Origin of the sequence: Thioclava sp. ES.031, from assembly GCF_002563775.1 — a bacterium.
Lineage (GTDB): Bacteria > Pseudomonadota > Alphaproteobacteria > Rhodobacterales > Rhodobacteraceae > Thioclava.
Genome location: NZ_PDJO01000001.1, coordinates 201,228 through 227,367 on the forward strand (window position 1 = coordinate 201,228; position 26,140 = coordinate 227,367).

Sequence of the window (26,140 nt, forward strand, 5' to 3'; positions counted from 1 at the left end):
TGATGCGGCTCGCCGGGGCGATCCTGACGCTGGTGATCGGCGCGCCGGTGCTGCTCGGCGCGGCGCTGACGCTGGCCACCGGTTTCGGGTGGCAGCCGGGGCTGGGGCGCGTCGCGCTGGGCTGGGAGGGCTTCACCGAGGCGCTGGCCGCGCCCGGTATCCTCACTTCGCTGCGGCTGACGCTGGTGACCGGTCTGGGGGCTGCGCTGATGTCGCTCGCGGCCTCGATCCCGCTGGCGCGCTGGCTGGTGACGCGGCAATCGGCGTCGCGCTGGCTGACGCCGCTGCTGGCGGTGCCCCATGCGGCGCTGGCGATCGGGCTGGCCTTCCTGATCGCGCCCTCGGGTTGGGCGGCGCGGTTGATCTCTCCCTGGGCAACCGGCTGGGAGCTGCCGCCGCAGATCGTCACTGTGGGCGATCCGTGGGGGCTGTCGCTGATCCTCGGGCTGATGCTGAAAGAGGTGCCGTTCCTGACGCTGATGACGCTGGTCGCCGCCGCGCAGCGCCCGGTGGCGGCGCAGATGGCGGCGGGCCGGGCGCTTGGCTATGCGCCGGGCCGCGTCTGGGTGCGGATCGTCTGGCCGCAGCTTTACCCAGCGCTGCGGCTGCCGGTGCTGATCGTGCTGGCCTTCTCGCTGTCGGTCGTCGACATGGCGCTGATTCTCGGGCCGTCGAACCCGCCGACGCTGGCGGTGCGCATCCTGCGGCTCTACGGCGCGCCGGATCCGGCGCAGGCGGTGCCCGCCTCGGCGCTGGCGGTGATCCTGCTGGTCGTGATGGGGGCGAGTGCGGCGCTTTGGATGGTCGGCGAGCGCGCGGTGGCACGGCTCGGCAAGGCGCTGATCCGCATCGGACAGCGCGGCGCATCGCGGCGGAACTGGAGCGGTGCTGGCCTGATCGGGGCGGGCGGTACGCTCGCGCTCGGATCGCTCGGCGCGCTGATCCTGTGGAGCCTCGCGAGCTTCTGGCGTTTTCCAGATGCGCTGCCCGCAGACCTCACCCTCAAACGCTGGGCGAGCGCCGACTGGGCGGGGCCTGCACTGACCAGCCTGACCCTTGCGCTTGTCTCGACCGCGCTGGCGCTGATCCTCGCGATGCTCTGGCTGGAAAGCGAGGACCGCTCCGGCAAGCGCCTGCCGCTCGGTGCGCTGATCGTCCTGCCGCTTCTGCTGCCGCAGATCGGGTTTCTGCAGGGGCTGACCACCGGGTTTCTCTGGCTCGGCCTACCGCCGGGAGTGGTTGCCGTGACATGGGCCGAGCTGCTCTTCGTCTTTCCCTATGTGATGATCGCGCTGGCCGGACCGTGGCGCGCGCTCGACCCGGCGCATTTGGCCAGTGCGGCGAGCCTCGGGGCCGGGCCGACGCGCCGCCTGCTGCGGATCAAGCTGCCGATGCTGCTCGGCCCGATCTGTGCGGCGGCGGCGATCGGGGTCGCGGTGTCGGTCGCGCAATATCTCGCCGTTCTGCTGCCCGGGGCGGGGCGCGTGCAGGCGCTGGCGACGGAGGCCGTGGCGCTGGCCTCGGGGGCGGATCGGCGGCTGGCCGCGATCCTTGCGCTGATGCAGGCGGCGCTGCCATGGGTGGGTTTCGCGCTGGCGCTTGCCGTGCCGGCATGGTGGCATCGCAACCGGCGCGGCTTGCGCGGAGGAGTGGCATGAGCCTTGAGTTGATCGATCTGAGCCTGACCGCGCCCGGCGCCTCCGCCCCGCTCTTCGTGCCGCTGTCGCTGGTCGTGGCGCCCGGAGAGACGGTTTGCCTGATGGGGCCGTCCGGGATCGGCAAGTCGAGCCTGCTCGCCCATATCGGGGGCCATCTGCCGCGGGGGTTCACGGCTTCGGGCGATGTGCGGCTCGATGGTGAAAGCGTCACGCATCTGCCCGCTGAGAAACGCGGCATCGGGATGCTGTTCCAGCAGGCGCAGCTTTTCCCGCATCTCTCGGTCGGCGACAATCTGGCCTTCGGGCTGTCGGTGCAGGTGAAGGGCAAGGTGGCCCGGCGCGCGGCGGTGGAGGCCGCGCTGGAACAGGCCGGGCTTGCAGGCATGGCGGATCGCGATCCGGCGACGCTATCGGGCGGGCAGCGCACCCGCGCGGCGCTGATGCGTACGCTGCTGGCGCGGCCGCGTGCGGTTCTGATCGACGAACCCTTCGCCGCGCTGGATGCGGAGTTGCGGGCTGAGATTCGCAGCTTCACGCTGCAGCATCTTGAGGCTGAGCGTATCCCCTGCCTGATGGTCAGCCACGATCCGGAAGATGGCGCGGCGGCTGCACGCCGGATCGCGTTGGGCTGAACCCCGCGCAGTCGATTTGCTTCGAGGCCCGGCAGGCTTGCGCGATGAAGGCCCTGAGGCTATCTCCAAGCGCATGATTTCTGCTGTCGGACACCGCTCGTCGCGTCTTTTGAAGCCCCTCGCCCTCGCGCTGGGGATGACCGGTTTGCTGGCCGCCTGCCAGCCGACCGCCTTCGGCACGGCGCAGGTCGCGAAGGCCCGCACGACGCTCGCCAATGGCGCGTTGACGGTGGCGGCGCCGAAAGGCTGGTGCGTCGATCCGAAAAGTCTGCGCAATTCCGGCGCGGGGGGCTTCGCGCTCTTTGGCAATTGTGCGGCGATCTCTGGCAATGCCGACGACGCCCACGCGCCCGAGCCCGCGCTGCTGAGCGTCACGGTCGGGCCGCCCGCCTTGGAGGACGGCTCCGGCAAGCTGTCGAAGGACCGGCTCACGAAGATCGGCGAGTTCTTCCATTCCGAGATCGGGCGCGCGGCGCTGTCGCGCTCGGGCGAGGCGGAAGACGTCGCGATCAAGAGTACGGATATCGCGGATGGCGCTTTGCTGTTGCGGGTCGAGGATCGCTCCGGCACGGGCGGGCCGCCGATCGCGAAGACCTATCTGCGAGGCGTCACGGCCCTTGGCGGGCGGATCACGGCGCTGTCGGTGATGCCGCTCAAGGAAGGCGAAATGAGCTATGCCCAGCAGCGCCGTTTGCTGGAGCGGTTCATCGCCGCGATCCGCGCCGCGAATTGACGTCTCAAGCCGACGCATCGTCACCTTCCCGGTCGAAACCCGGAACGCAATGAGTTCGTGCGGAAATTCCCCCTTTCTCGCAACCCGATGATAAGGAATAACTGCTGTGATGCCGCAGACGGCACCGGCAGGCGTGAAAGAAGGGCAGTACATGGCAGGACGGAACGGCGGATCGCTGTTGCAACGGATTGCCGAGCGACGCAGCTTGCGGCGCTGGCGCGATGCGGCGTCCAAGGTCCCTGCATTGGACCCCGACGGGCTGCGCGGTCTGCGCGCCCGGGCGCGGGCTCTGCGCAACGAAGTCGATACGGTGCTGCGTGCGACCGAACAGCGGCTGACGGCCTTTCCCAGCGATAGCTCCCTGCGCAAACCATCGGGTAGCGATTGGGCGTGGCGTCCGCCGCTGTGGCGTGTGAAGGCGCATCCGCATGGCATCGCGGGGGCGCAAAGCCGCGACAAGCTCGGCGATGACCTCACCCTGTTCCATGACTGCCCGCGCTCCGAGATCACGCTGCGCCAGATCCGCAATACGAAGGGCGAGACGCTCGCCCCGTTCGGGCTGCGGCTCGATGTGCTGCGGTTCGAAGGGTCGTTCCTGTCGCTGGTGCTCGACCTGCCCGACGCGGCGCTTGGCGGGCTGCAGCTCAACCATCTCATCCGGCTGGAGATGCAGCTGGAGTGCGAGCGGGAGCTGGAAGTGTTCTGCCGCCTCAACATCAAGCACGGCCCCAATTCGGAGCAGCTGGTGCGCGAACTGCCGCATGGCGACGGCGCGCGCTATGTCGAATTCGATCTGGCCTATACCCGGATGAACGAGCGGAGACTGGAAAAGGCGTGGGTCGATCTGATTTTTGAGAACCCACGGATGAACGAGGTGGTGATCCGCGATCTCACCTTCGCGCGCTACCCGCGCGCCGAACTGTGACGGAGGCGAGGATGCTGGACAGCACGCGGATCAAGGCAGGGCGCTGGGAAGCGGTGAGCCATGAGAAAGAGGCGCCCGATCTGGAAGTGCGCCATCAGGGCGAGGTGCTCGAAGGGCTGTCGGTCAGCGGTGCGCCCGGCGACTGGCGCATCGCGCAGCCGATCCCGGCGGAGTTGCTGAGCGAGGGGGTGCTGACCTTCCTCGTCTGCCGCAAGGCGGATGGCGAGGTTATCGACCGCTTCTCGCTGGTCGCAGGCGCGCCGCTCGCGGGTGATCTGCGCGCCGAGATCGACCTTCTGCGCGCCGAGCTGGACATGCTGTCGCGCGCCTTCCGCCAGCATTGCGCCGAGAGCGAAAGCTGAGCATTTCACGCGCGCCCCTCGCGCGCGGGCGCGCGCGCGTAGTAAGTAGACCTATTCGTCGAGCAGCTTGGCGACCGCCCGCAGCTCGAATTTCTGGATCTTGCCGGTCGAGGTTTTCGGCAGTTCCGAGAACACCACGCGCTTGGGCGTCTTGAAGCCTGCGAGCCGCTCGCGGCAGAACTTGATCAGTTCCTCCTCCGTCGCCTCCTTGCCCTCCTTCAGCTCGACAAAGGCGCAAGGCACCTCGCCCCAGGTCTCGTCCGGCTTGGCCACGACCGAGGCGAGCGATACCGCCGGATGGGCGCAGATCACGCCCTCCACCTCGACCGAGGAGACGTTCTCGCCGCCCGAGATGATGATGTCCTTCGCGCGGTCGGTGATCTTGATGTAGCCGTCGGGATGCATGAAGGCGATGTCGCCGGAATGGAACACGCCGCCCTCGAAGGCCTCGCGCGTCGCCTGCGGGTTCTTGAAATAGCCCTTCATCACCATGTTGCCGCGGAAGACGATCTCGCCCAGATGCTGCGCGTCGCGCGCGACCTCCTTGCCCTGATCGTAGACGGTGACCTTCTCGAGCATCGGCATCGAGACCCCGGTGCGCGCTTTCAGATCGGCGCGGGCCTCGCCCTTGGTTTCGTCCCAGCTGGGCTTCCATGTGCATTCCACGGCCGGGCCATAGGTTTCGGTCAGCCCGTAGACCTGCGTGACGTTGAAACCCAGAGGCTCGATCGCGGCCAGCGTCGAGGCGGGCGGCGGGGCACCAGCGGTGAAGACCTCGACCACGTGATCGAAGGCGCGGCGATGCTCGTCCTTGGCGTTGATGATCGTGTTCAGCACGATCGGCGCGCCGCCGAAATGCGTCACACCATGATCGGCAATCGCGTCATAGATATTCTTCGCGGTCACATCGCGGCAGCCGACGACCGTGCCGCCCATCATCGGGATCATCCAGCTATGGGTCCACGAGTTGCAATGGAACAGCGGCACGATGGTCAGCAGAACCGGATAGAGCTGCATCCGCCACGAGATCGCATTGGCCTGAGTCGAGAGATAGGCACCCCGGTGGTGATAGACGACGCCCTTGGGCTTCCCGGTCGTGCCGGAGGTGTAGTTGAGCGCGATGCTCTCCCATTCGTCCTCGGGCATGATCCAGGTGAACATCGGATCGCCCTCGGCCACCAGCGCCTCGTATTCGAGGTAATGCCCGGTCGGCTCGAACCCGTGCTCGGGGTCGGCCACTTCGACGATCTGCGGCGCGGGGCCCTTCATCTTCTTCACGGCCTCTTCGGCCACCGGCAGGAAGGCCACGTCGCAGAGCACGATCTTCGCGCCGCCATGTTCGAAGATATAGGCGACGGTATCGACATCGAGCCGGGTGTTGATCGCGTTGAGGACCGCGCCACAGGCGGGCACGCCGAAATGCGCCTCGATCTGGGGCAGGGTGTTGGGCAGGATCGTCGCCACCACGTCGCCGGGGGTCACGCCGCGCGCCTTGAGGGCGGAGGCCAGCTGACTCACGCGCGCGTGGTAATCAACGTAATTATAAGAGCGGCTGCCATAGATGACCGCAGGTCGCTCGGGGAAGACCTCCAGCGCGCGGTTGAGATGCGACAAAGGTGTAAGCGGTGCGTAATTCGCCGCGCATTTCTCCAGACCCGTCTCGTCGGCAAGCCAGCCCATGAAATCCTCCACGTAAATTGTCCGAGCATCTTCAGGCGGCATCGCGAGAAAGGAAAGAGGATTTGCATCATCTTTCGTCACGGCTAGTGTCGCGCGCATGATCGTTTCGCATGGCCGCCGCTACATCTTCGTTCATATCCCGAAGACGGGCGGCACGGCGCTGACGCTCGCGCTGGAGAACCGCGCGATGGCGGATGACCTGCTGATCGGCGATACGCCCAAGGCGCGGCGGCGCAAACGCAGGCTGGAAGGGCGCGAGACCCGGGGGCGGCTTTGGAAGCATTCCACGCTGAGCGACGGGCTGGGCCTCTATACCGAAGACGAGGCGCGCGCCTATTTCACCTTCACCCTGGTGCGGAACCCGTGGGACCGGGTCGTGAGCTACTACCATTGGTTGCGCGAGCAGCGGATGGCGCATCCCGCCGTGGCGTTAGCAAAGTCGCTCAGCTTTTCGGACTTCCTTAACCATCCGCACACGCAGGCATCGCTCGCGGCGGCCCCCTATGGCAGCTACATGCGGATGCCGGACGGGGAGGAGATTTGCGACCTTTATATTCGCCTCGAAGATGTCGAGGCCGATGCCGCCCCCCTCGCGTCACATCTCGGGTTTTCCGTGACTCCCCTCGCGCGATCCAACATTTCCCAGCGGAAGCGCAACTGGCGCGGGTATTTTTCAGATTTCGACGCTGAAGTGGTTTCGAAACTCTGTTCCGAGGACATCGCGCGGTTCGGTTACCGATTCTAAATTTTCGCGCAATTGCAATTTGCGACGCAATTTGGGCGATTCTCACGGGTCTGTGAGCGCCCCCCTATCCGAAAAGATAGGTCAAACGAGCGAACCCCTATCCAAAAAGATAGGTCAATCACGGGTCCGTGAGCAACTTACTGTCCGAAAGTATAGGTTTGCCACATTTCGGACACCTTTCGGCCCCGGAAACTCCCTAGGAATCAATTGATCTAGGTAGGACGAAGAAATGGCCTCGCCGACTTTCAGAAGGAAGACCGACATGACCCGCAGTGCAACGACGACTTGGAACGACGATTGCGCCTTTGATTCCGCTCTGGCGGGTGCAACCTCCGGGCGAGTGCTCGATAATGGGGCTGCTTCGGGTATCGTTGCCGGAACGCGAATCGCGACCGCTATGGGCTGGCGCCCGGTGGAAGCGATTGCGGTTGGCGACATGGTCATGACCTTCGACAGTGGCCTGCGTCCCGTCGTGGACGTCAAGCGAACTCAACTCTGGCTCGGTCACGGGCGTTGCCCGGACCATCGCAAGCCGCTCGCCGTGCCGGTCGGCGCGTTGGGCAACAAAACCCCGATGCTGCTTTTGCCTGAACAGAACATGATGGTGGAAAGCGACATGGCTGAGGCAATTTACGGTGACCCCTTCGCCGTAATCCCCGCCTCTGCTCTTGAAGGCTATCGTGGGATCGATCGGATTACACCCCACCGTCCGATCGACGTGATCGTGCTGGAGTTTGAGGAGGAGGAGATCGTCTACGCGAATGGTTCTGGCATGGTCCATTGCGGTTCGATCAACAGCCACCGGCTCGAAGCACTCTTCGACGATGATGCAGGCCCGAACTACGAGACGCTGTCGCTTGAAATGGCACGCTCGATCGTTGCAGGGCTCATCGACGAAGATCTGACCGCGCACGCTTACGCGGCAGAGTGATAGCCCGGCCTGATTCCCTCCTGATCAACTGACAGGCCGAACGCCGCACCTTTACCAAGGTGCGGCGTTTTCCTTTGCCTTGGAGGAAGGTGAGCGTCTCGGACGTTGCAGCGCGTCCGGGGCATAGAAAAACGCCGGGGCCTTTCGGTCCCGGCGTTCTGGTTTCTCTGGCGCTGTCGGATCAGGCGGCTTTCGCGGCCTGACCCTCGCCGTAGCGACCGTAGAAGGTCTCGCCCTTGGCCGCGATGTCGCGCAGCAGGGCCGGGGCCTCGAACCGCGGACCGTATTGCGCGGTGAGCGCCTCGCAGATCGTGACGGCCTTGCCTGCGCCGAGGATGTCGAGCCACGAGAACGGGCCACCCGACCACGGGGCGAAGCCCCAGCCGAGGATCGCGCCCACGTCACCCTCGCGGATGTCTTCCAGCACGCCCTGCTCGAAGGCACGGACCGCTTCCAGCACCTGCGCCATCAGCAGGCGATGCTGGACGTGATGCACGTCGGGCTGCTCGTCGGCGCGCGGGAACTTGGCGTCGAGACCTTCCCAGAGGCCCTGACGTTTGCCCTTCCCGTCATAGTCGTAGAAGCCCGCGTTCGACTTGCGGCCCATCCGGCCTTCGTCGGCCATCCAGAACAGCACGTCGTCGACCGCCTCATCGGGATAGGCATCGCCCATCGCCGCCTTGGTGGCCTTCGCGATCTTCACGCCGAGGTCGATAGAGGTCTCGTCCACCAGCTGCAGCGGCCCCAGCGGCATACCGACCATCGTCGCGGCATGTTCGACCAGCGTCGGGTTCACCCCCTCGGCCACCATGCGGATGCCTTCGTTGATGTAAGGGATGATGCAACGGTTGGCGTAGAAGAAGCGCGCATCGTTGACCACGATCGGCGTCTTGCGGATCTGGCGCACGAAATCGAGCGCTTTCGCCACGGCCACCGGGCCGGTCCCGGCCCCCTTGATGATCTCCACCAGCATCATCTTGTCGACGGGCGAGAAGAAGTGGATGCCGATGAACTGCTCGGGGCGCGCGCTGGCCTTGGCCAGTTCGGTGATCGGCAGGGTCGAGGTGTTGGTCGCGAAGATCGCGTCCTGCGGGATCACGGCTTCGGCCTTCTTGGTGACCTCGGCTTTGACGCCCGGATCTTCGAACACCGCTTCCACGATCAGGTCGCAGCCTTCCAGCGCGGCGTAATCCGTGGTCGCGTTGATCAGGCCCAGCGTCTTCGCCTTGCCTTCCTCGGTGACCTTCTTGCGCGAGATGCCCTTGTCGAGGATGCCCTCGGAATAGGACTTGCCGCGATCGGCGGCCTCCTGGCTGTTGTCGATCAGCACGACCTCGATACCGGCTTTGGCCGAGACATAGGCAATGCCTGCGCCCATCATGCCCGCGCCGAGGATGCCAACCTTCTTCACCTTCTGGTCCGGCACGTCCGGGCGGTTCGCGCCTTTCTCCAGCGCGCCCTTGTTGATGAAGAGCGAGCGGATCATCGAGGTCGACGACGGGTTCAGCAGAACGTTGGTGAACCAGCGCGCCTCGATCTTGATTGCTTGATCGAAGGGCACGAGCGCGCCTTCATAGACCGCCGACAGAAGCGCCTTGGCCGCCGGATAGACGCCCGCGGTCTTGCCATGCACCATCGCGGAAGCCCCGACGAAAGTCATGAAGCCCGCCGGGTGATAGGGCGCGCCGCCGGGCATCTTGAAGCCCTTCGCGTCCCACGGTTTCACCAGATCGGCGTCTTTGGCGTTCAGTACCCATTCCTTCGCGGCGGCCAGCGGATCCTCGACGACCTCGTCGATCAGGCCCGCGGCTTTCGCCTTCTTGGGGTCCGAGAGCTTGCCTTCCAGCAGGAAGGGCGCCGCCGCCATCGCGCCGAGCTTGCGCGAGACACGGGTAGTGCCGCCGCCGCCGGGGAAGATGCCGACCATGATCTCGGGCAGGCCGATCTTGGCCTTCGGATTGTCCGCGACGAAGGTGCGATGCGTCGACAGAGGCAGCTCCAGACCGATGCCGAGCGCGGTGCCCGGGATCGCGGTCGCGATCGGCTTGCCGCCCTTGTTGGTCTTCGGGTCCATGCCCGCGCGCTCGATCTTGCGCAGGACATGGTGCATCTGCATCACGCCGTCGAAGATCGCCTGAGCACCGCCTTCGCGCATCTGCGCAATGACGTTGAGGTCCATGCCGCCCGCGAAATCGGGCTTGCCGGAGGTGATGACGACCCCCTTCACGGCGTCATCCGCCAGCGCCTTGTCGATGAAGCTGTCGAGAAGCGCGAAGCCCTCCATGCTCATCACGTTCATCGACTTCTCGGGCACGTCCCAAGTGATGACGGCAACGCCGTCGCTGCCAAGTTCGTATTTGAAATCAGCCATTTGTTCCTCCCTCACACGCGCTCGATGATGGTCGCGGCGCCCATGCCGGACGCGACGCAAAGCGTGGCCAGACCGGTATTCAGGTCGCGGCGTTCCAGCTCGTCCAGCAGCGTGCCGATGATGATCGCGCCGGTGGCGCCGAGCGGGTGGCCAAGCGCGATCGCGCCGCCATTGACGTTGACCTTGTCGGCATCGACCTGGAAGGCCTGCATGAAGCGCAGCACGACCGCGGCAAACGCCTCGTTCACCTCGAAGAGGTCGATGTCGGAGATCGACATGCCCGAATCCGCAAGGATCTTCTCGGTCACCGGAACCGGGCCGGTCAGCATGATCGTCGGATCGGTGCCGATCTTCGCGGTGGCGCGGATGCGCGCGCGCGGCTTCAGGCCATGCGCCTCACCGAATTCCTTGTTGCCGATCAGCACGGCGGCGGCACCGTCAACGATACCCGAGGAGTTGCCCGCGTGGTGGACGTGGTTGATGTGATCGAGATGCGGGTATTTCAGCATCGCGACCTTGTCGAAGCCCGGCATCACCTCACCCATATCCTTGAAGGAAGGCTTGAGGCCGCCGAGGCTTTCCATCGTGGTGCCCGCCCGCGGGAATTCGTCGTGGTCGAGGATGGTCAGACCGTTCTGGTCCTTCACCGGCACGATGGATTTCGCGAAACGGTTTTCCTTGATCGCCTCGGCCGCGCGGCGCTGCGATTCCACGCCGAGCGCGTCGACGTCTTCGCGGCTAAAGCCGTATTCGGTGGCGATGATATCGGCCGAGATGCCCTGCGGGACGAAATAGGTCTTCATCGCTAGCGACGGGTCCACGGCGATCGCCGCGCCGTCCGAGCCCATCGCGACGCGGCCCATCATTTCGACGCCGCCTGCGATATAGCCCATGCCCGCGCCGCCGCGCACCTGGTTCGCGGCGAGGTTCACCGCTTCCATGCCGGACGCGCAGAAGCGGTTGATCGACAGGCCGGGGATGCGCTCGTCGAGATCCGACAGAAGCACCGCCGAGCGTGCAAGGCAGCCGCCCTGCTCCATCACCTGGGTCGCGTTGCCCCAGATCACGTCCTCGACCGCGTGGCCTTCGAGGTTGTTACGCTCGGCCACCGCGTTCAGCAGCCGCGCCGACAGCGCGACCGAGCTGACCTCGTGCAACGAGCCGTCCTTGCGGCCCTTGCCCCGCGGGGTGCGGGCTGCGTCATAGATATAGGCTTCCGTCATGGTTCCTCCTCACGCCCGGTCGGAAGGATTGCCGGGCATCAAATCATAGGGGTGTTTCCAACCGGGCAGGGCGGCGATGCCGTCCAGCCAACGGTCGATATTGGGGAATTCCTTGCGGTCGAACCCGAAGGGCTCGGGGTAGTAGAGGTAGCCGCAGCAGGCGAAATCGGCCAAGCTGGGCTGGTCGCCGACGACCCAGTCGCGGCCGTCCATATGCCGCTCGAGCGTCTTGATCGCGGTCAGCACGCGGCCCTTGAGCCAGGCGATCGCCTCTTGCGGGCGCTTCTCTTCGGGCAGGAAGTTCATCAGGAAGCGCAGCGAGCCCTGCTGGCCCGACCCTTTTTGCGCGTCCCAGAACAGCCAGCGCATCATTTCGTTGCGATCCTCGGCGAGGAATTTGCCGGTCTGCTCCGCGATATGAAGCTGGATGACGCAGGACTGCGACAGCGTCAGGTCGCCCTCTTTGAAGACGGGCGCCTCGGCCATTTCGTTCAGCGCCTGATATTCGGCGCTGCGCGCCTCGCCGTTGAAGAAATCGACATAGACAGGCTCCCAGTCGTAGCCCGCCAGTTCCATCGTCAGCGCCGCCTTATAGGCGTTGCCAGACTCACCGAAGCAATAAAGTTGTGCCGCCATTCGCTGCGGTCCTCCCTGATCACGGGGCCAATCTGACCCCTAAGTGACGCGAACGTAAGCCCCTCATGAGCGTTTCGCCGCAACGTCATTCCAGCACGACGTTGCGTTCAACGCGAGGGAGAGGGCGGCGTTCCGTCGCGAGAGGTGAACGGACGTGAACGGAAAGCGCGGAAAAAGCGAGCGGCGCGGTGCGGTTAGCGCAGGGCTTCCATCGTGCCTTTGGGAAACTCGATGCCTTCGAAATCGGGATAGACCTTGCGCAGAACCGCGATCTGCGCGGGGCTGTCGATGCGCACGAGATACCATTCCTCGCCGTCTTGCAGCGCCAACGTGGTATTGGTCGTGCGCACCTTGCCCATATCGGGCACCTCCATCACCGTCGAGGTCGGGATCTGCGCATAGGCCCGGCCCGAAGAGGTCTCTCCGGTCTTCATCGCGGCGATGTTCATCTCGAAATCGTCGATCGTCACCGAGGCCATCGCGTCGTTGATCTGCTTGCGCATGATGTCTTCGAGCTGCTCTTTCGGGACGCCCGTCTGATCCGCGATCGCCTGCATCATCTTCGGCGGCACCGTGTCGAAGAAGACCGAGTAATCCTTCTCGTCCACCGCCTTGGTGAAGCCCGCAACCTCCTGCGTGACCGCGTTGCGGTCGGCGGAGTCGAACGCGAGCGCAGGCAGGGCCGAGAGGGCAAGGGACGCGACAGCGAAAACGAGAGACAGGCGGGTCATGGATGTCCTTTCGAAATCAGGCTTTGCGCTCGCCAAGCTCGGCTTTGAACAGCCGCAGGCGGTGGTTGAGATTTTCCTCGTGGGTGACGGAGTTGAAATGCTCGAACAGGAAGGTCAGCGCCTCGTCGGGCGTGATCTCCGCCTCCTGCGCGAACCGGTTGAGTCTGCGATAGGCGTCATTGGTCATGGCGACGGGAAAGCGACGGGTCAGGCGCAGGCGTTTGGGCATTCAGGCTCCGGGGCAATGTAGCGCGGGAAGGCGCGTCAGGTTGCGTGCAGCTTAGGAAGAAACCTGCGCGCTGGCCAGACCGCCGGTGCTTTGGCTCCGAGCCTCAAGGCCGCCCCTAGAGGTCGTCCCAATCGCTCAGCCCGAGCTTGTTCTTGCGGTGGATCTGCCACAGCGCCATCAGCGCACCGAAGGCGAGCGCCGAGATCACCAGCGTCACCAGATGAGGCGCGAAGGACATGCCTTCGGTCGCGCTCAGCAGGTGGTCCACCAGAAGCTGCGCCACCGCGAACCCGGCTGCGAAGATCAGCAGGTTCTGCTTCCAGTCGAGATAGGGAATCGGGCGCGGCTCGAAGCCCAGCCAATGCAGCACCCGCGCACCCATTGGCGGCCGGGTCGAGCGGAACACGCCCCGCGCCCGCAGCTCTGCGAGAGCGGCGTCGTAACGGCGGTTGGTTTCTGCATTGTCGAGATACATGACGGCGGGACTCGGTGGGAATCGTCTCTGGTTGGAGACTCCGAGGGTAGACCCGCGCGGCCGCAAAACAATTGCCCGGCCCTACACTTCGCCTGACATGGCGGTGATTGAAAATTGAAACGGCGGGCCGGGGCCCGCCGTTCATTTTTTCGTTGGAACCAGTCGCCTTAGAACTGATCGTCGGCGAGCGCCATGACCGGGTCCGCGCCGGTCTCGATCCGCGCGAGGTGCATCGCGCAGGCCGGAAGCTGGCGCGCCATGTAGTAGCGGCCCGTGGCGATCTTGCCCTCGTAGAAGGTGGTGTCCGACGCCCCGTTGTCGAGCGCGGTGAAGGCGGCTTTCGCCATCCGCGTCCACATCAGGCCGAGGCAGACATGACCCATCAGATGCATGAAGTCATAGCTGCCCGAGAGCGCTGCGTTCGGGTTCTTCATGCCGTTTTGCATGAAGAACATGCCCGCCGTCTGAAGCTGCTTGGAGGCATTCTTCAGCGCGTCGGTGAAGGGCTTCATCCGCTCGTCATCGTCATGCGATTTGCACTCGGCTTTGACCATCTCGAAGAAGGCCATGACGTGCTTGCCGCCGTCCTGAGCGAGCTTGCGGCCCACCAGGTCGAGCGCCTGAATGCCGTTCGCGCCTTCGTAGATCATCGCGATGCGCGCGTCGCGCACATGCTGCGACATCGGCCAGTCCTCGGTATAGCCGTGGCCACCGAAGACCTGCTGCGCGGAGACGGCGGTCTCGAAGCCCTTGTCGGTCAGGAAGCCCTTGATGACCGGGGTCATCAGCGAGATCAGACCTTCGGCCTCGGCGTCGTCGAGTGCATGGGAGCGGTCGATCAGATGCGCGCCCCAGAAGGTGAAGGCGCGCGCGCCCTCGACGAAGCTCTTCTGATCCATCAGCATCCGGCGCACGTCCGGGTGCACGATGATCGGATCGGCGGCTTTCTCGGGTGCTTTGACACCGGTCACGTCGCGACCCTGCGTGCGGTCCTTCGCGTAAGCCACGGCTTCCTGATAGGCGGCCTCGGCCACGGCATAGCCTTGCAGGCCCACGCCGAGACGCGCTTCGTTCATCATCGTGAACATCGCGCGCATCCCCTTGTGGAGATCGCCCAGCAGCCAGCCCTTCGCGCCGTCATAGTTCATGACGCAGGTCGCGTTGCCGTGGATGCCCATCTTCTCTTCGAGCTTGCCGACCGAGAGCGAGTTGCGCTCGCCGAGGCTACCGTCCTCGTTGACGAGGAATTTCGGCACGATGAAGAGCGACACGCCCTTGGTGCCTTCGCCACCGCCCGGCGCTTTCGCCAGCACGAGGTGAATCACGTTATCCGACAGGTCGTGATCGCCCGCCGAGATGAAGATCTTCGTGCCGGTGATCGCGTAGGAACCATCGTCCTGCGGCTCGGCCTTGGTGCGCATCAGACCCAGATCGGTGCCGCAATGGGGCTCCGTCAGGTTCATCGTGCCGGTCCAGTCGCAGGTGACCATCTTCGGCAGATAGGTCTGCTTCTGCTCGTCCGTGCCATGGGTGTGGATCGCCGAATAGGCGCCGTGGGTCAGGCCCTGATACATGTTGAAGGCCATGTTGGCCGAGACGAACATCTCGCCCACCGCGCAGTTGAGCAGATAGGGCATACCCTGACCGCCGAACTCGGGATCGCAATCGAGCGCGGTCCAGCCGCCCTCTTTCATCGCCTCGAACGCCTTGTCGAACCCTTTGGGCGTGCGGACCACGCCGTTTTCGAGCACGCAGCCTTCCTTGTCGCCCACCTCGTTCAGCGGGGCCAGCACCTCGGACGAGACCTTGCCTGCGGCATCCAGAACGGCCTCGGTGAAGTCGGGGTCCATTTCCTCGTAACCCGGCACATCCGAATTCGAGACCTTGAGCAGCTCATGCAGCACAAACTGCATGTCCTTGGTGTTGGCGATAAAGCTCGACATGGTTCGCTCCCTTTAGTCGTCTTCGCGGATCAGGCCGCGTCGTCGTGGCGCGCCTTCTCCAGTTCCTTCTCCGCCCACTCGATCTGACCGGCCAGTTCGTCGATCGCCTGACCCAGTTCCTCGCGTTGGCGCGTCATTTCCTCCAGACGTTGCTGCGCGAGCTTGATCGTCTCGTTCAGCTGCGTCTTCTGCTTGTCGCCCATCTCGTAGAGGTCCAGCAGCTGGCGGATATCCTCCAGCGAGAACCCGAAACGCTTGCCGCGCAGGATCAGTTTCAGCCGGGCGCGATCGCGTCGCGTAAACAGCCGCTTCTGTCCCTCGCGAATGGGAAACAGCAACTCCTTGCTTTCGTAGAACCGCAGGGTGCGCGGGGTCACCTCGAAGGCGTCGCACATCTCGCGGATCGTCATTACTGTGTCGGTCATACTCTCTGCCTCGCGTTTCCTTTGCGTAATGCGACGCGGCAAATCGTCTGCCCGCAGCCACATTACAAGACTTCTTTACGTTCGCGTCACCGTAACGTGGCGTCACGAATCCAATGACGTAATGTCAGGGAATTTTTACCGTACGGTAAAGCAAGTTTCTTTCCTCGAAACCCGCCATAATCGTCAAGCTTACAAGGCGCTCTTACGTCCCCGCTGACGTTAAGGAATGCATTTCAGGCTCAAGAATCAAGAGTGTCCTGAACCTGATCACGCAATTGTCGTAGGTCGTCGATCGCCGCGTCCAGTTCTTCACGTTGTCGCGTGAGGACGTCAAGCTGCCGGTCGGCCAGTTCGACCCAGACGCGGTTCTGCTCTTCCGTGCCTTGCTGATCGTAGATCATCAGCCACTGGCGCAGTTCCTCGAGCGAGAAGCCAAATCGACGCCCGCGCAGGATCAGGGTCATCCGCGCAACTTCGCGCGGGCCGTAATAGCGTGAGCGGCCTTCCTTCTGGGGATTGAGAAGCTCGATATACTCGTAATAGCGCAGCGTGCGCGGGGTCACGTCGAACCGCTCGCACATCTCCTTGAAGGACAATAAGTCTGACATCTATTCGGCCTCCCGATCCGGGCGAGAAGCTAGCGCGCCGGGCTGCGGGCTGCAAGCTATGCCGCCCCCGGCCCGGCGGGCAGCAGCTCAGATTTCGATCGCTTTGAGTATCTCGGGTTCGATCACATCCACGCCGGGCAAGCCGTCGATGAGCGGTTGGGCCGATTGCTCCAGCGCATCGAAAGTCTTGTAGTGGCAGGGGATGACGGTCTTGAAGTTGAAATACTTCTTCGACGCCCAGGCCGCGCGCTTCATGTCCATCGTGAAATGGCCGCCCGCGGCGAGGATGCCGATATCGGGATTGTGCAGTTCGCCCATCCATTCCATGTCGGCCATGATGTCGGTGTCGCCGGTGACATAGATCGTGTGACCCTCGGCTTCGATCATGAAGCCCGCGGGCTGGCCTGCATAGACCGGGTCGCCGCCCTTGTAGTCGATCGAGGCCGAATGGGTCGCGTTCACCATCGTGACCTTCGCGCCGCCCAGATCGACTGTGCCGCCCTTGCCGAAGCCGACGGTTTCGGCACCGTCGGCGCCAAGGATGATCGACAATTCGTGAATGCAGTAGATCGGAATGCCCAGTTCCTTCGCGATCGGCACCGCATCGGAGGCGTGATCGCCATGGCCATGGGTCAGCAGCAGATGCGTCGCGCCTTCGATCGCTTCGCTGCGCTTGTCGTCCGGAAAGACCGGCGAGCCGGTCAGGAACGGGTCGAGCAGGATCACGGCATCGCCGGTTTCGATGCGGAAGCCGGAATGGCCGAGCCAAATGACTTTCATATGGGTTTCCTCCGTTAGGCACTTCGATTGTGACAGGGTGACGTATCAGCACTGTGCAGGTTCCAAGATTAGCGCGCAAATTCGCGTGTGACAGGGCAGGGGCCCGCTGATGCGGGGCGCGGCGCTTGAAAGCCCCAGTGGCTCGGGCTAAACCGCCTTCCAAGACAAGCGGAGAAGCACATGTCCATTGATATCGACACCGCCCGCAAAGTGGCGCATCTGGCCCGGATCCGGGTGCCCGAAGACCATCTGCCCGAGCTCGCACAGGAGCTGTCGAGCATCCTGACCTTTATGGAGCAGCTGGGCGAGGTCGACGTCGAGGGCGTCGAGCCGATGACCTCCGTGACGCCGATGCGCCTCAAGCGCCGCGTCGACGAGGTGACCGATGGCGGTTATCCCGAGAAAATCCTCAAGAACGCCCCCGATGCCCGTGAGGGCTTCTTTGCCGTGCCGAAGGTGGTCGAATGAGCCTGAACAAACTGACGATTGCCGACGCGCGCGACGCGCTGAAGAAGGGCGATGTGACCGCGGTCGAACTGACCGAGTCCTGCCTGAGCGAGATCGAGGGCGCAGGCGCGCTGAACGCTTACGTGCACAAGACCCCCGAGATCGCGCTGGAGCAGGCCAAGGCCGCCGATGCGCGCATCAAGTCGGGCGACGCGCCCGCGATGTGCGGTATCCCGCTGGGCATCAAGGATCTTTTCGCGACCAAGGGTGTGGCGACGCAGGCCGCGTCGAACATTCTCGACGGGTTCAAGCCGGAATACGAATCCACCGTCACGCAGAACCTCTGGGATGCGGGCGCGGTCATGCTCGGCAAGCTGTCGATGGACGAATTCGCGATGGGCTCGTCGAACGAGACCGCCTGCTATGGTCCCGCCGTGAACCCGTGGAAGATCGACGATCGGCAACTGACGCCGGGCGGCTCCTCGGGCGGGTCGGCCGCGGCTGTCGCCGCCGATCTGTGCCTTGCCGCGACCGGCACCGATACCGGCGGCTCGATCCGCCAGCCCGCCGCCTTCACCGGCATCGTCGGCATCAAGCCGACCTATGGCCGGGTCTCGCGCTGGGGCGTGGTGGCCTTCGCCTCCTCGCTCGACCAGGCGGGCCCGATGACCAAATCGGTGCGCGACGCGGCGATCATGCTGGGCACGATGTGCTCGCACGATCCGAAGGATTCGACCTCCGCCGATATTCCGGTCCCGGATTTCGAGGCGGCGCTGACCGGTGACATTCGCGGCAAGAAGATCGGTATCCCGAAGGAATACCGCATCGAGGGCATGCCCGCCGAGATCCAGAAGCTCTGGGACGACGGCATCGCGATGATGAAAGACGCGGGCGCCGAGATCGTCGATATCTCGCTGCCGCACACGAAATACGCGCTGCCCGCCTATTACGTCGTGGCCCCGGCCGAGGCGTCCTCCAACCTCGCGCGCTATGATGGCGTGCGTTATGGCCACCGCGCGAAGCTGGCGGCGGGCGAGGGCATCGTCGACATGTACGAGAAGACCCGCGCCGAAGGCTTCGGCCCCGAGGTCCAGCGTCGCGTGATGATCGGCACCTATGTGCTCTCGGCAGGTTTCTACGACGCCTATTACAACCGCGCCCGCAAGGTCCGCGCGTTGATCAAGCGCGACTTCGAGCAGGTCTTCGCACAGGGCATCGACTCGATCCTGACGCCCGCCACCCCGTCGGCCGCTTTCGGGCTGGGCGAGATGGACGGCGCCGATCCGGTCGAGATGTATATGCAGGATGTGTTCACCGTGACGGTGAACCTTGCGGGCCTTCCCGGCGTTTCGGTGCCGTGCGGGCTGGACAGCAAGGGCCTTCCGCTGGGGCTGCAACTCATCGGGCGGCCCTGGGAAGAGGGCGATCTGCTGAATCACGCCCATGTCCTCGAACAGGCCGCAGGCTTCTCGGCCAAACCGGAGAAATGGTGGTAACATGAAACAGGCACTCGCGATCCTCGGCGGCGTTCTGGCCCTCTCGGGCTGTATCTCTTCGATCCCCGACAGTGGCCCCGAGGCCCGTCGCGAGGCCGAACTACGCGGCCAGCCCATCGTGCCGCCCTCGGCGCAGAGCGTTCTGCCGACCAATGATGGCTCGACGAACCCCGACGCGCCCGGCGCACCGCTGAACGCGACCGGTACCGCGATGCCCGGCACGACCAATGCGCTATCTGCGCCGACGATCGACGCAGGCGGCACCATCGGCGACGACCCGTCGACCTCTGCCTCCAGCTCGAATGGCGGCGACAATAGCGGCGCTGCGATCGGGGCCGATGCGATGGCCGCGCTGCAGGAGACCGATGCGTCGAACAGCACCGCCGGATCGAGCACCACGGCCAGCTCGCCGGGCTTCGACACCACCGCGTCGAGCAGCCTTGCCACCGCGCCGGTCACGCAGAACACGATCAGCAATCAGGACAGCTCGGGTCCGAACCTTGCCGCCTATGCGCTGTCGGTGTCGAACCGGCCCGGCGAGTCGGTCTATAAGCGCTCGGGCATCAAGTTGACCTCGACGAGCAAGGCGTGCGCGAAATACGTCTCTGCCGATCAGGCGCAGCGCGCCTTCCTCTCGGCAGGCGGTCCGCAGAAAGACCGGCTGAACCTCGATCCCGATGGTGATGGGTTCGCCTGCGGTTGGGATCCGACGCCGTTCCAGCAAGCGCGTCAGTGAGCGCCGACTGGCCCTCGCCCAATTACGGCCCGCGCCGCGATGGGGCGGTGCCGGAGCTTATCATCATCCATTACACCGCGATGTGGTCCTGCAAGGCCGCGCGCACGCGCCTGTGCCTGCCCGAGGCGGAGGTCTCCGCGCATTGGCTGATCGGGCGTGACGGTTCGGTCGAGCAGCTCGTCCCCGAGGAGATGCGCGCCTGGCATGCGGGCTTGGGAAGCTGGCAGGGTCTGGGCGATGTGAATTCGCGCTCCATCGGGATCGAGTTGGATAACGAGGGCGACCGTCCGTTTCCCGAGCCGCTGATGGCCGCGCTGGAAGAGCTGCTGCCGCAGATCATGCGCCGCTGGGTAATCGCGCCGGAAAACGTCATCGGCCATTCGGATTTCGCGCCCGAGCGCAAGATCGACCCGGGGCCGCGCTTCGATTGGCAAAGGCTCGCGCGGCAGGGCTTGGCGATCTGGCCTGAGCGGAGTGCAGCTGCGCCCGCGGTGGACGCCGAGAGCTTCCTCGCGCTGGCCTCCAGCCTCGGCTACCCCGAAGCGCCGCTTGCGACGATCCTACCCGCCTTCCGCCTGCGCTTTCGCCCGCGCCATGAGGGGCCGCTCGATGCGGTCGACATGGCGCTGGTCGCCGATCTGGCGATGCGCTTCGGCGCGGATGGCGGGGCGTGGCGTTCCAGCTGAGGGCGAGGAGGGGGCTCTGCCCCCGCTCGCGATGCGAGCCCCCCGGGATATTTCTTCCAAGCCGAAAAGGTGATCAGAGAGCTGCGGCGAGCCGGGTGCCCTGATCGATGGCGCGTTTCGCGTCGAGTTCCGCCGCCACATCCGCGCCGCCGATCACATGCGGGCTGCGGCCCGCCGCGATCAGCGCATCGGCCAGCGAGCGGTCCGAGAGTTGGCCCGCGCAGAGCACGACCGTATCGGCCTCGATCAGCGTCGGGTTCTCGCGCGCCTCACCGAAACTGACATGCAGCCCCTCGGCGGTGATCTTTTCGTAATTCACCCCGCCGATCATCTTCACGTCTTTCATCTGCAGCGCCGCGCGGTGAATCCAACCGGTCGTCTTGCCGAGGCGGCGACCGAGCTTCTCCTTCTTGCGCTGCAGCAGCGTAACCTCGCGGGCGGGGGCTTCCGGCTCGGGCTTGGTCAACCCGCCCGGCGTCTGCGCCGGATCGCCGACGCCCCATTCGCGCTTCCATTCCTCGAGATCGAGGGTCGGGCTGTCGGTCACGGTCAGGAATTCGGCCACGTCGAAGCCGATGCCGCCCGCGCCAATCACCGCGACGCGCTTTCCGGCGGTGACGCGGCCCTTGAGGATGTCGATGTAACTCACGACCTGCCCGCCCTCGGTCGGGATTTCCGGGTCGCGCGGCTGCACGCCGGTCGCGATGATGATCTCGTCGAACGGCGCGAGCAATTCGGGCGTGGCGTCGGTCTCCAGCTTCACCGTCACGCCGGTTTTCTCGACCATGGTCTTGAACCAGTCGGTGAGGCCGTGGAATTCCTCTTTGCCGGGTATCGCGCGCGCCATGGTCAGCTGCCCGCCGAGTTCAGAGGCCCGATCGAACAGCGTCACGGCATGGCCACGCTCGGCCGCGGTGATCGCCGCAGACAAGCCCGCCGGGCCCGCACCGACGACGGCGATCGATTTCGGCGCTTCGGTCTTGGTGATGACGATTTCGGTCTCATGGGCGGCGCGCGGATTCACGAGGCAGCTCGAGACCTTGCCCTGGAACGTGTGGTCCAGACAGGCCTGATTGCAGGCGATGCAGGGCGCGATCTCGGCGGCGCGGCCCTCTTTCGCCTTCACCACGAAATCCGCATCGGCGAGGAAGGGGCGCGCCATCGAGACCATGTCTGCGCAGCCGTCGCCCAGCACCTCTTCGGCGATCTCGGGCGTGTTGATCCGATTGGACGTGATGACCGGGATCGAGACCTCGGGCTTGAGCCGACCGGTGAGCCAGGTGAAGGCCGCCCGCGGTACCGACGTCACGATGGTCGGCACACGCGCCTCGTGCCAGCCGATGCCGGTGTTGAGCATCGTGGCGCCCGCTGCCTCGACGGCTTTCGCGAGGGTGACGACCTCTTCCCAAGTCGAGCCGTCGGGGATCAGGTCGATCAGCGAGATGCGGAAAATCACGATGAAGTCGGGGCCGACCGCTTCGCGCACGCGCTTGACCACTTCGACGGGCAGGCGCATCCGGTTCTCGAACGAGCCGCCCCAACCGTCTTCGCGCTTGTTGGTGTGGCGCACGAGGAACTGGTTGAGGAAATAGCCCTCGGAGCCCATCACCTCGACGCCGTCATAGCCCGCCTCGCGGGCGCGCGCGGCGGCGGTGGCGATGTCGGTGATCTGCTTCTCGATCCCGGCTTCGTCGAGCTCTTTCGGCGGGAAAGGCGAGATCGGGGATTTGATGGTCGACGGGGCCACGCAATCGGGGCCATAGGCGTAGCGCCCGGCGTGCAGGATTTGCATCGCGATCCGGCCGCCCGCTTCATGGACGCGGTCGGTGATGATCTTGTGATGCGCGATGTCCTCGGGGGTGAACAGCCCCGCCGCGCCGGGGAAGACGCCGCCTTCATTATTGGGGGCCATGCCGCCGGTCACCATCAGCGCGACACCGCCGCGCGCGCGCTCGGCGTAGAACTCGGCCACCGCATTCCAGTCGCCGCGCTCTTCGAGATTGGTGTGCATCGAGCCCATCAGCACGCGGTTCGGCAGCGTCACATGGCCCAGATCTAGCGGCGTGAAGATATGCGGATATTGGCTCATGTAACCCTCCCTGATTTGGCCCGCACTCTGCGGCGCGAGGCCAAGCTTGTCACGTCGAACGCGGCGTCAGAGCGAAAGCGCCACCGTTTCGCAGGGTTCACCAACCTGCGGGATTTTCTCCCATTGTTACCCTCGTATTGTCGCCGCGAAGTCTAAATTGCGCCCGATTTCGTGCCGATAAGCGGGAAATAAGAAACAGAAATTACAAGCCGAAGGGTGTTTGGGATGGATCGCCTGACTGAAATGGAAGCCTTTGCCACCGTCGTGGATCAAGGGGGCTTCACCGATGCAGCCAAGAAGATGGGCATCTCCAAATCGGCTGTGTCGAAACACGTCTCGGCGTTGGAGGCGCGCCTCGGCGCACGCCTTCTGAATCGCACCACCCGTCGCGTTTCGCCGACGGAAATCGGGCTGGCCTATTACGACCGCGCGCGCCGTGTTCTCAACGATGCGGGCGAGGCCGACGCGCTGGTCACGTCGATGCAGACGGCGCCCTCGGGGCTCCTGCGCATCTCGGTCGCCACCGATTTCGGTGTGAATCTTCTCTCGCCTGTTCTGGGCGAATTCCTGCAGGAATTTCCCGAAATCACCGTGAATATGGTGCTCAATAACCGCTACGTGGAACTCATCTCCGAAGGGTTCGACATGGCGATCCGCGTCGGCGAGCTGGAGGATTCGAGCCTGCGCGCGCGCAAGCTGACCGAGACCTCGCGCCGGATGATCGCCTCGCCGGATTACTTCGAGAAATTCGGTCGCCCCGAGCGGATCGACGATCTCAACGACCACAAGCTGCTGCATTATTCCAACCAGTCGGCGGGCAATGTCTGGAAGCTGACCGCGCCTTCGGGCGAGCGGCGTCAGGTCCGCTCCGCGGGCTGGCTGACGGTCAATGACGGCCAGTCGCTGCTGCATGCCGCGACGGCCGGTCTGGGGATCGCTTACCTGCCCTCATTCCTTTACGCCGATGCGATGCGCGAAGGTCTGGTGGAAGAGGCGATGCCCGATCTGCCGATGGAGACGCTGGGCATCTACGCGATCTATCCGCCGGGCCGTTTCACCCAGCCGAAAGTGCGCGCCTTCATAGATTTCCTCGCCAAGACCTTCGCCGAGAAGGGCCCCGACAACTGGTGAGACCGAACTCCCTCCAGCGCCGGGCCATTCCGCCGGCTGGCGCTAACTCCGGGTCGAGGTGAGAACCGCTTCGACCCGTCTGTTTTTCTCGCGCCCCTCTTTGGTCAGGTTGCTCGCGCGCGGGGCGAGGAAGCCCGCCCCCTCGGCGCTGACCTGCGACGCCGCCACCCCGTAATCGCCGATCAGCTTCTGCCGTGCCGATTGCGCGCGTTTCTTCGACAGCGCGATATTGGCCGCGAGCGAGCCCACCGCATCGGTATGGCCCACCAGCATCAGCTGAAAATCGGGATTGGCCTTGAGGAACTCGGCCAGCGCCTGCAGCGAGGCGAAATCGCCCGAACCGAGCGCGGAGGCCCCGGACGGAAAGTCGAGATCGTCGAGCGCGACCGACCCCTGCGCCTCCAGCGTCTGCGCAAGCGCGGAGGGGGCGACGGCGGGCGCATCGGCGCGCGGCAGAATCGGCGCGGTTTGCGGCGGGGCGAGCGGATCGTCGGGCTGGGCGGGCGTGACGTCCTGCACCCGCATCTCGGTCACCTGAATGAAGCCCGACTCGGAGGACCGCGACACGGTGATCGCGAAATAATCGGCCCCCTTGCGCGCCGCGATATAGCGGAAGTCGCCCAGATCGACATGCATCGCGGGCTCCGACAGCAGGTCGAGCGCGTAGCGGAAATCGAACCCGCCGCAGGCTTGCGTGTCGCATTCATAGAGAATGTCGTAGCCCGCCTGTTCGAGCTGATCGCGCAGGGGTGCGAGGATTTGCAGCGTCGTGTTCTGATTGGCCCGCAGCTGATAGGCGGTGTCGGAGCGCGCGCCCTCGAGATCGCGGGTGTCGAGCTGACCGTCCTGCCACGGCCCGACCGCCAACTGGTAGCTGGTGGCGGGGCTTGTTTCCTGCGCGGATTGGGTGGCGCCAGCGGGCAGTTGCAGATCCGCCGATGCGGCCAGCGCCGCGTGGGACAGGGGGACGGCCAGCAGAGCGGCCAGAAGAAGGGTCGCCCGGCGGGTCATGCCACCTCCGGCGCGCGGCGATAGTGATATTGCGCGCGCACTTCCATGCCGAAGCTTTCCGCGAGCGTGTTCGAGGCGTCATTGGCGAGCGTCGTGATCATCTCGAACCGCTCCGCCCCGGCCTCGGCGGCCCAGCGAGCGCCCTCATGGATCATCTCGCGCGCGAGGCTCATCCGGCGGTATTTTGGCGCGACGGCGAGCGCGTGGAGCATCGCCGCCCCCTCGTAGAGACCGATATAGGCAACGCCTGCGGCCCGGTCTTCCTTGCGGCCGAGAACGCAGGTTTTCGGCACCTCGGCGCGATCCATGATCGCTTGGCGCTCGGGTCCGACATCAAGCTCGGTCCAGAGGTCGCGGGCGATCTGCAGCGGCGGCCAGTGGGCGAAAGCAGTCACGGGCGGCACCTCGCCCTGCATCGCGGCGATCGGAGCCGACCAGATCCGCACCGGGTCATAGGATTCGTAGCCGCGCGCCTCCAGGACCGCATCCAACGCCTCGTCGCCCGCGCGGATCATGAAGCGCGGACCCTGGCCCAAGGCGCGATGCGTAGCTTCGGCGGCCGGAATGTCGGCCTGCTCGAGCGGCACTTCGAGCGTCGCGCAGCTGACGCGCGACCCGCCGCCCTGACCGTCGCGGATCAGAAACCCGCCCGCGCGGCGATATTCGGCTGCGGGCCAGGTCGCGTCGATGATCGCGTAAGCGTCGATCATGTGCCCTCCGGGAAGGCGGTTTTCAGATCGGCGAAGCCCGCGTCGACCTGAACGGGATCGGTGCCGCGCAGCACAAGATTGGTGCCGTAACGGCCCTCCTGCACGAAGGGGTAGGAGCCGATCGAGAGGTCTGGGTAGCGGCCTGCCAGCGCGCGCAGATCGTCGGCCACCGAGGATTCCGCGCGCAGCACCTGAAGGCTGCGCGAGAGCATCGGCGCGCCGCCGGTGAGCTTCGGCAAAAGCCCTTCGACCATCGCCTGAAAGATGTTCGGCACGCCCGCCATCACATGGACATTGCCTAGCGAGAAGCCCGGCGCGGCGGAGATCGGGTTCTCGATCAAAACCGCCCCGTCGGGGATCCGCGCCATGCGCAGCCGCGCGGAGGTGAACTCGGTGTCGCGCGCGGCATAATGCGCGGCGAGGATCGCCTTGGCATCCTCGCGCACGTCGAGCTTCGCGCCCATCGCCTCCGCCACCGCATCGGCGGTGATGTCGTCATGGGTCGGGCCGATTCCGCCGCTCGTAAAAAGGTGATCATGGGCTGCCGAGAGCTCCCGCACCGCGGCCACGATCACGTCATTGTCGTCCGGCACCACGCGGATTTCGCGGCAGGTGATTCCGCGCTCGACCAGCTGTCCGGCCAGATAATGCGCGTTTCCCTCGCGGGTGCGCCCCGAGAGGATTTCATCGCCGATGATCAGGATCGCTGCGGTGGGATTTGGCATCTGTGAGGCTCCTTTCGACTTG

Annotated in this window: 27 protein-coding genes; 12 read left to right on the plus strand and 15 right to left on the minus strand. The window is 65.0% G+C overall.

Annotated elements, in window-relative coordinates; translation table 11 throughout:
* Positions 1 to 2 precede the first annotated feature (2 nt).
* From AXZ77_RS01035 to AXZ77_RS01055, 5 genes are all read left to right on the plus strand, one after another.
* A complete protein-coding gene (locus tag AXZ77_RS01035) occupies positions 3 to 1,658 on the plus strand; it encodes an ABC transporter permease (protein WP_098409702.1) in 1,656 nt (551 codons plus the stop codon).
* Positions 1,655 to 2,290 carry an ATP-binding cassette domain-containing protein gene (locus AXZ77_RS01040; RefSeq protein ID WP_098409703.1) on the plus strand — a complete coding sequence of 212 codons (636 nt, stop codon included), beginning with the start codon at positions 1,655 to 1,657 and terminating at the stop codon, positions 2,288 to 2,290. Before AXZ77_RS01035 ends, AXZ77_RS01040 begins: the two co-directional genes overlap by 4 nt.
* Positions 2,291 to 2,426: 136 nt before the next feature.
* Positions 2,427 to 3,023: a hypothetical protein gene (locus AXZ77_RS01045; RefSeq protein ID WP_141536200.1), complete on the plus strand. Its 597-nt coding sequence runs from the start codon at positions 2,427 to 2,429 to the stop codon at positions 3,021 to 3,023.
* 151 nt (positions 3,024 to 3,174) lie between these two features.
* The gene (locus tag AXZ77_RS01050; RefSeq protein WP_098412392.1) at positions 3,175 to 3,948 is read left to right on the plus strand and encodes a DUF6478 family protein; all 774 of its coding nucleotides are present in this window, start codon (positions 3,175 to 3,177) and stop codon (positions 3,946 to 3,948) included.
* Between the two features lie 11 nt (positions 3,949 to 3,959).
* A complete protein-coding gene (locus tag AXZ77_RS01055) occupies positions 3,960 to 4,310 on the plus strand; it encodes a hypothetical protein (RefSeq protein WP_078606023.1) in 351 nt (116 codons plus the stop codon).
* Positions 4,311 to 4,361: 51 nt separating this feature from the next.
* On the opposite strand, the gene AXZ77_RS01060 is transcribed toward AXZ77_RS01055, so the two are convergent.
* A complete protein-coding gene (locus AXZ77_RS01060) occupies positions 4,362 to 5,990 on the minus strand; it encodes an AMP-binding protein (protein WP_098409705.1) in 1,629 nt (542 codons plus the stop codon).
* A gap of 97 nt (positions 5,991 to 6,087) precedes the next feature.
* On the opposite strand from AXZ77_RS01060, the gene AXZ77_RS01065 reads away from it, so the two are divergent.
* Positions 6,088 to 6,735: a sulfotransferase family 2 domain-containing protein gene (locus AXZ77_RS01065; RefSeq protein WP_098409706.1), complete on the plus strand. Its 648-nt coding sequence runs from the start codon at positions 6,088 to 6,090 to the stop codon at positions 6,733 to 6,735.
* A 262-nt stretch (positions 6,736 to 6,997) separates the two neighbouring features.
* The gene (locus tag AXZ77_RS01070; protein WP_168174816.1) at positions 6,998 to 7,666 is read left to right on the plus strand and encodes a Hint domain-containing protein; all 669 of its coding nucleotides are present in this window, start codon (positions 6,998 to 7,000) and stop codon (positions 7,664 to 7,666) included.
* A 181-nt stretch (positions 7,667 to 7,847) separates the two neighbouring features.
* On the opposite strand, the gene AXZ77_RS01075 is transcribed toward AXZ77_RS01070, so the two are convergent.
* From AXZ77_RS01075 to AXZ77_RS01120, 10 genes are all read right to left on the minus strand, one after another.
* The gene (locus tag AXZ77_RS01075; RefSeq protein ID WP_098409707.1) at positions 7,848 to 10,037 is read right to left on the minus strand and encodes a 3-hydroxyacyl-CoA dehydrogenase NAD-binding domain-containing protein; all 2,190 of its coding nucleotides are present in this window, start codon (positions 10,035 to 10,037) and stop codon (positions 7,848 to 7,850) included.
* 11 nt (positions 10,038 to 10,048) lie between these two features.
* The gene (locus AXZ77_RS01080) at positions 10,049 to 11,260 is read right to left on the minus strand and encodes an acetyl-CoA C-acetyltransferase (protein WP_098409708.1); all 1,212 of its coding nucleotides are present in this window, start codon (positions 11,258 to 11,260) and stop codon (positions 10,049 to 10,051) included.
* A 9-nt stretch (positions 11,261 to 11,269) separates the two neighbouring features.
* On the minus strand, positions 11,270 to 11,896 hold the full coding sequence (locus AXZ77_RS01085) for a glutathione S-transferase family protein (protein ID WP_098409709.1): 627 nt from the start codon (positions 11,894 to 11,896) through the stop codon (positions 11,270 to 11,272).
* Between the two features lie 194 nt (positions 11,897 to 12,090).
* Entirely contained in the window at positions 12,091 to 12,627 is a 537-nt protein-coding gene (locus AXZ77_RS01090) for a hypothetical protein (RefSeq protein WP_098409710.1), read from the minus strand.
* A 16-nt stretch (positions 12,628 to 12,643) separates the two neighbouring features.
* Entirely contained in the window at positions 12,644 to 12,856 is a 213-nt protein-coding gene (locus tag AXZ77_RS01095) for a hypothetical protein (protein WP_078522325.1), read from the minus strand.
* Between the two features lie 115 nt (positions 12,857 to 12,971).
* Positions 12,972 to 13,331 carry a DUF6404 family protein gene (locus AXZ77_RS01100; RefSeq protein ID WP_078522326.1) on the minus strand — a complete coding sequence of 120 codons (360 nt, stop codon included), beginning with the start codon at positions 13,329 to 13,331 and terminating at the stop codon, positions 12,972 to 12,974.
* Positions 13,332 to 13,498: 167 nt separating this feature from the next.
* Entirely contained in the window at positions 13,499 to 15,274 is a 1,776-nt protein-coding gene (locus AXZ77_RS01105; RefSeq protein WP_098409711.1) for an acyl-CoA dehydrogenase C-terminal domain-containing protein, read from the minus strand.
* A gap of 29 nt (positions 15,275 to 15,303) precedes the next feature.
* Complete coding sequence (locus AXZ77_RS01110; protein ID WP_078522328.1) at positions 15,304 to 15,699, minus strand: MerR family DNA-binding transcriptional regulator; 396 nt, start codon at positions 15,697 to 15,699, stop codon at positions 15,304 to 15,306.
* A gap of 239 nt (positions 15,700 to 15,938) precedes the next feature.
* Entirely contained in the window at positions 15,939 to 16,307 is a 369-nt protein-coding gene (locus AXZ77_RS01115) for a MerR family DNA-binding transcriptional regulator (protein WP_078541681.1), read from the minus strand.
* Positions 16,308 to 16,394: 87 nt separating this feature from the next.
* Positions 16,395 to 17,087: a metal-dependent hydrolase gene (locus AXZ77_RS01120; protein WP_098409712.1), complete on the minus strand. Its 693-nt coding sequence runs from the start codon at positions 17,085 to 17,087 to the stop codon at positions 16,395 to 16,397.
* Between the two features lie 180 nt (positions 17,088 to 17,267).
* On the opposite strand from AXZ77_RS01120, the gene gatC reads away from it, so the two are divergent.
* From gatC to AXZ77_RS01140, 4 genes are read left to right on the plus strand one after another with little or no spacing between them, the layout of a single operon-like run.
* Positions 17,268 to 17,555, plus strand: a complete 288-nt coding sequence (gatC, locus tag AXZ77_RS01125) for an Asp-tRNA(Asn)/Glu-tRNA(Gln) amidotransferase subunit GatC (protein WP_078570776.1) — start codon at positions 17,268 to 17,270, stop codon at positions 17,553 to 17,555.
* The gene (gene gatA / locus AXZ77_RS01130; protein WP_078541684.1) at positions 17,552 to 19,030 is read left to right on the plus strand and encodes an Asp-tRNA(Asn)/Glu-tRNA(Gln) amidotransferase subunit GatA; all 1,479 of its coding nucleotides are present in this window, start codon (positions 17,552 to 17,554) and stop codon (positions 19,028 to 19,030) included. The genes gatC and gatA overlap by 4 nt, the downstream gene beginning before the upstream one ends.
* A 1-nt stretch (position 19,031) precedes the next feature.
* Positions 19,032 to 19,766, plus strand: coding sequence for a hypothetical protein (locus tag AXZ77_RS01135; protein ID WP_098409713.1), 735 nt, complete (start codon positions 19,032 to 19,034; stop codon positions 19,764 to 19,766).
* A complete protein-coding gene (locus AXZ77_RS01140; protein WP_255266382.1) occupies positions 19,763 to 20,452 on the plus strand; it encodes an N-acetylmuramoyl-L-alanine amidase in 690 nt (229 codons plus the stop codon). Before AXZ77_RS01135 ends, AXZ77_RS01140 begins: the two co-directional genes overlap by 4 nt.
* Before the next feature lie 73 nt (positions 20,453 to 20,525).
* On the opposite strand, the gene AXZ77_RS01145 is transcribed toward AXZ77_RS01140, so the two are convergent.
* A complete protein-coding gene (locus tag AXZ77_RS01145) occupies positions 20,526 to 22,541 on the minus strand; it encodes an NADPH-dependent 2,4-dienoyl-CoA reductase (protein ID WP_098409714.1) in 2,016 nt (671 codons plus the stop codon).
* Between the two features lie 225 nt (positions 22,542 to 22,766).
* On the opposite strand from AXZ77_RS01145, the gene AXZ77_RS01150 reads away from it, so the two are divergent.
* On the plus strand, positions 22,767 to 23,672 hold the full coding sequence (locus tag AXZ77_RS01150) for a LysR family transcriptional regulator (RefSeq protein WP_078522334.1): 906 nt from the start codon (positions 22,767 to 22,769) through the stop codon (positions 23,670 to 23,672).
* 42 nt (positions 23,673 to 23,714) lie between these two features.
* On the opposite strand, the gene AXZ77_RS01155 is transcribed toward AXZ77_RS01150, so the two are convergent.
* From AXZ77_RS01155 to AXZ77_RS01165, 3 genes are read right to left on the minus strand one after another with little or no spacing between them, the layout of a single operon-like run.
* Positions 23,715 to 24,683: an OmpA family protein gene (locus AXZ77_RS01155; RefSeq protein WP_098409715.1), complete on the minus strand. Its 969-nt coding sequence runs from the start codon at positions 24,681 to 24,683 to the stop codon at positions 23,715 to 23,717.
* On the minus strand, positions 24,680 to 25,393 hold the full coding sequence (locus AXZ77_RS01160; protein WP_098409716.1) for a GNAT family N-acetyltransferase: 714 nt from the start codon (positions 25,391 to 25,393) through the stop codon (positions 24,680 to 24,682). The genes AXZ77_RS01155 and AXZ77_RS01160 overlap by 4 nt, the downstream gene beginning before the upstream one ends.
* A complete protein-coding gene (locus AXZ77_RS01165; RefSeq protein ID WP_098409717.1) occupies positions 25,390 to 26,118 on the minus strand; it encodes a molybdopterin-binding protein in 729 nt (242 codons plus the stop codon). The genes AXZ77_RS01160 and AXZ77_RS01165 overlap by 4 nt, the downstream gene beginning before the upstream one ends.
* Between the last annotated feature and the right edge of the window lie 22 nt (positions 26,119 to 26,140).